We start from the raw sequence: 3,919 nt of genomic DNA, 5'->3' as shown, positions 1-3,919 counted from the left end.
AACGTCGCTGCCGTTTCGTCATCTGACACCTCTTGCTGTCTAAGCTATAGGTGTCCACCGATTTAGGGGAGGCTCAGGATTGCTTCGCTGCGCTCGCAATGACGAGGAGAGGTCTACCCGCCGCGCGACAGCTCCCGCTTGTACGATGCATAATTCGGCTGGTCGACCGCAAGCTTGTCCATCGTGGTCGCCCACAGATGCTCGGCCAACCCCGGCGTCGCGAGATCGACCTCGCCGCTCGCAATACGCTCGGCGAGTACGCGGTTGAGATCGGTGACCGCGCCGTCCATGCCGAGCAACGCGCGCAGGCGGTCCACCTCCGCGGCGTCGCTCCCCTCCTCCAGCGTCAACTGCCGTGTCACGAGATCAAGAATATTGATGGCGACGCGCAGCTTGAAAGCCTGGTGGCCGGAGATCAGCGGCGCGATATCGTTGCGGAGGAAATCGGCGACTGACTTGGTCAGCTCGATCGGGGTCGGCTCGTCCTGCATGGTCAACTCCCCCGCGGCACCAGCAGCCGCAACAGATCGATCTCGGTCTCGGAGGCACGGCGTCCGATCATGGCGCGTTCCATCGAATGGTCCGGACTTTCTCGAAATCGCTGCATCATGCCGCCGCACATGATGCCCCAGCGCAGCGTGCCCATCACTTCCCAGAATTTGACACGTGATGGATCGACCTTGCGGCCTGCGGCCTCATAGCCGGCGAACAGCTCCTCACGCGAGCCAAACCCGCCGACAGGCTTGTCGATCTCGCCAAAGCGCCAGGAGTTAACGCAGACCCAGCCGAGATCCTCCATGGGATCGCCGAGATGAGCGAGCTCCCAGTCAAGCACCGCGCGCACGCCGTCGGCGCCGATGATGAGATTGCCGTTGCGGAAATCGCCGTGCACCAGCGTCGTCTCGGCCGCAGGGCCCGGATCGTGGTCGCGCAGCCAGCGCAGCGCCAGCTCGAACACGGGTTTGGGCCAGTCCAGACTGCGATAATCGCGCTCGAACTCGGCGATCTCCTGGGTCGCGGACCGGCTGCGCAGCTCGGGCAATTTGTCCAGCGGCAGCCTGTGCAGCTTCGCGAGCACGGCGCCAAGCTGCCGCGCGAGAAGCGGCCGTGCCGCGGCGAATTCATCATCGCGAAGAATCTTGCGCGCGATGGTCTCGCCCTCGACCCGCTGCATGATGAAGCCGGTGCCGAGATCGTCGTCCGGCGCGAGCACATGCATCACGCGCGGCGACGGCACGCCGGCCTGATAGGCAAGCTGCATCAGCTGCGCTTCCGCGCCGAGACCCGCCGCGCGCGTCGGCGCCGCGCCATACCCCTTCGGCGAGCGGCGCAGGATCGCACCGATCGGCCCATCGGGATGCACGATGTCGAAGCGCCAGGTTTCCTGGCTGGCGCCGCCGGACAGTCTTGCCACGCCAGCGACACCAGTTGCGCCCGGGCACCAGCGCGCAACGCTGCGGGAGAGTTCGGCCTCGATCATTTGCCCTTGATCACCTGCCGTTGAATTTGGCCGGCCGCTTCTCCAAGAAGGCGCCGACGCCTTCGCGGAAATCATCCGTGTCGCCGGCGCGGAGCTGGCACTGGAATTCGAGATTGAGCTGATCCTCGAAGGAATTTTCCGGGCTGTCCCAGTAGAGCTTGCGGATCAGCGACAGCGCGACCGTCGGGCCGCTGGCGAGGTCATGCGCGAGCTTCATCGCCTCCTCCATCAGCACGCCGTCATCATAGACGCGGTTGACGAGGCCCCATTCCAGCGCCTTCTCGGCTGGGAGCCGCTCGCCCATCAGCGACAATTCGATCGAGCGCGCCTTGCCGATCAGCCGCGGCAAGAGCCAGGTCGAGCCACAATCCGGCACCAGGCCGATACGGCGGAAGGCTTGAAGAAAGTAAGAGGACCGCGCGCATAAAATCATGTCGCCGAGCAGCGCGAAGCTCATGCCGGCGCCGGCCGCGGGGCCGTTGACCGCGGTCACGATCGGGCAATGCAGATTGCGGATGCGGCGCAGGAAGGGATGGAAGCCGGTCTCAAGCGTCAGGCCGGCCTTGGTCTTCTTCGACTGGTTGTTGCGGCCCTGGAGATTCGCGCCGGTGCAGAACGCCCGCCCCGCGCCGGTGAGCACGACGCAGCGCACCTCGTCCTTCTTCTCCTCGATCGTGTCGAGCGCTTCCGCGAGACCGCCCAGCATGTCGACGGAGACCGCGTTCATCACCTCCTGGTGGTCGAGCTTGAGGATCGCGACCGAGCCATCGAGATCGAGCGTGACGTGTTTGAACTGCATGGTTTCCTCGTGAGTTGCGGCCTGCGCCAGTTTCGCAGACCGGAATTACTTTTGCCGGGGCGCATATTTGATTTTTGGCACGGTCTTGTCCATGGTGATCAGAGCATAGCAAGCAATCTTGCGCGCAGCGGCTGATGCGCGACCCAAGCAAAAACAGGAAACGCGCCATGAACCTTTTCGACCTTTCGGGACGGGTCGCCGTGATCACCGGCGGCAATGGCGGCATCGGGCTAGGCATCGCGCAGGCGCTCGCCGGCCAGGGCTGCAACGTCTCGATCTGGGGTCGCAATCCTGACAAGAACAGCAGCGCTGCCGCGAGCCTGGCCGGGCTATCAGGCAAGGTCGACGCGCGGGTCTGCGACGTCTCCGACCCGGCCTCGGTCAATGCCGCGATGAAGGCCACGCTCGACATGTTCGGCCGGGTCGACGGCTGCTTCGCCAATGCCGGCATCGGCGGCGGCGGCCGGCGCTCCTTCATCGAACGCACCGAAGAGGAATGGCGTGGGATGTTTGCGACCAATCTCGACGGCGTGTTCCACGCGTTCCAGGCGGCCGCAAAACACATGACCGAGCGCGCCAATGCGGGCGATCCCTTCGGTCGGCTGGTGGCGACTTCGAGTCTCGCCTCGATCTTCGGTACCGCCCCCAACGAGCACTACGCGGCGACCAAGGCCGCGATCAACGCGCTGGTGCGCGCGCTCGGCGTTGAGCTGGCGCGCCACGGCGCCACCGCGAACGCGATCCTGCCCGGCTGGATCAAGAGCGACATGACCTCGGGCCTGATGGCCAACGAGAAATTCGTCGCAAACGTGATGCCGCGCATTCCGGTGCGCCGCTTTGGCGAAGCCAGCGATTTCGGCGGCATCGCAGTGTATCTGATGAGCAAGGCGTCGTCGTACCACACCGCGGATACGTTCGTGATCGACGGCGGCTATACGGCGTTTTGATTCTCGTAGCCCGGATGGAGCGCAGCGTAATCCGGGTCTTGTTTGCTTTTGGCCGTCCCGGATTGTGCTGCGCTCCATCCGGGCTACAAGATGAGGGAAATAGGGCAAAAATGTTTTCACACGTGATGATCGGCACCAACGACCTCGACAAGGCCAAGGCCTTCTACGACAATTTGCTGTCCACGCTCGAGGTGCGGCCGGCGCGGGTCGACGGCCATCGCATCTTCTACATCACCAAGACCGGCGTGTTCTCGGTGACCAAGCCTATCAACGGCGAAGCGGCGACGCCTGCGAATGGCGGCACCATCGGCTTTGCCGCCAACTCGCCGGAGCAGGTCAATGCATGGCATACGGCCGGCATCGCTGCCGGCGGCGTTCCTTGCGAAGATCCGCCCGGCATCCGCCAAGGCCCGGGCGTCAACCTCTATATTGCGTATTTGCGCGACCTCGACGGCAATAAGATCTGCGCGATGCATCGGATGGCGAGCTGAGCCGGCCGCAACCACCGCTGTCATGCCCCGGCTTGACCGGGGCATCCAGTACGCCGCGGCTTCTCCATGAATCACCGACGCGTCGGATTACTGGATCGCCCCCCATAGCGGGCGATGACAGCAGCGCGCGCGGCCACCGTCCCAATAAAACAACAATTAAAACCCCCAGCGAAATTACAAAGCATGGCAAGGCGCGCGCTAT

The 3,919-nt window shown here is 64.1% G+C and carries 5 protein-coding genes; 2 read left to right on the top strand and 3 right to left on the bottom strand.

What is annotated here, in order from left to right; all coding sequences use genetic code 11:
- Positions 1-113 precede the first annotated feature (113 nt).
- The 3 genes from AC0L3A_RS18305 to AC0L3A_RS18295 are packed head-to-tail and all read right to left on the bottom strand — an operon-like array spanning position 114 to position 2,279.
- A complete protein-coding gene (locus AC0L3A_RS18305) occupies positions 114-491 on the bottom strand; it encodes a DUF6285 domain-containing protein (RefSeq protein WP_354127677.1) in 378 nt (125 codons plus the stop codon).
- A gap of 2 nt (positions 492-493) precedes the next feature.
- On the bottom strand, positions 494-1,480 hold the full coding sequence (locus AC0L3A_RS18300) for a phosphotransferase family protein (RefSeq protein WP_007593709.1): 987 nt from the start codon (positions 1,478-1,480) through the stop codon (positions 494-496).
- Between the two features lie 10 nt (positions 1,481-1,490).
- Positions 1,491-2,279, bottom strand: a complete 789-nt coding sequence (locus AC0L3A_RS18295; RefSeq protein WP_007593710.1) for an enoyl-CoA hydratase/isomerase — start codon at positions 2,277-2,279, stop codon at positions 1,491-1,493.
- A gap of 167 nt (positions 2,280-2,446) precedes the next feature.
- Between AC0L3A_RS18295 and AC0L3A_RS18290 the strand changes: the two genes are divergently transcribed.
- Both AC0L3A_RS18290 and AC0L3A_RS18285 read left to right on the top strand, forming a co-directional pair.
- Positions 2,447-3,226, top strand: a complete 780-nt coding sequence (locus AC0L3A_RS18290) for an SDR family NAD(P)-dependent oxidoreductase (protein WP_473254873.1) — start codon at positions 2,447-2,449, stop codon at positions 3,224-3,226.
- Between the two features lie 110 nt (positions 3,227-3,336).
- Positions 3,337-3,717, top strand: a complete 381-nt coding sequence (locus AC0L3A_RS18285; protein WP_007593712.1) for a VOC family protein — start codon at positions 3,337-3,339, stop codon at positions 3,715-3,717.
- Positions 3,718-3,919: the final 202 nt, after the last annotated feature.

It is taken from the genome of Bradyrhizobium sp. MI1.3 (genome assembly GCF_055811695.1).
Note: the sequence above shows the minus strand (reverse complement) of the source record. Positions and strands in the feature narration are given on the sequence as shown.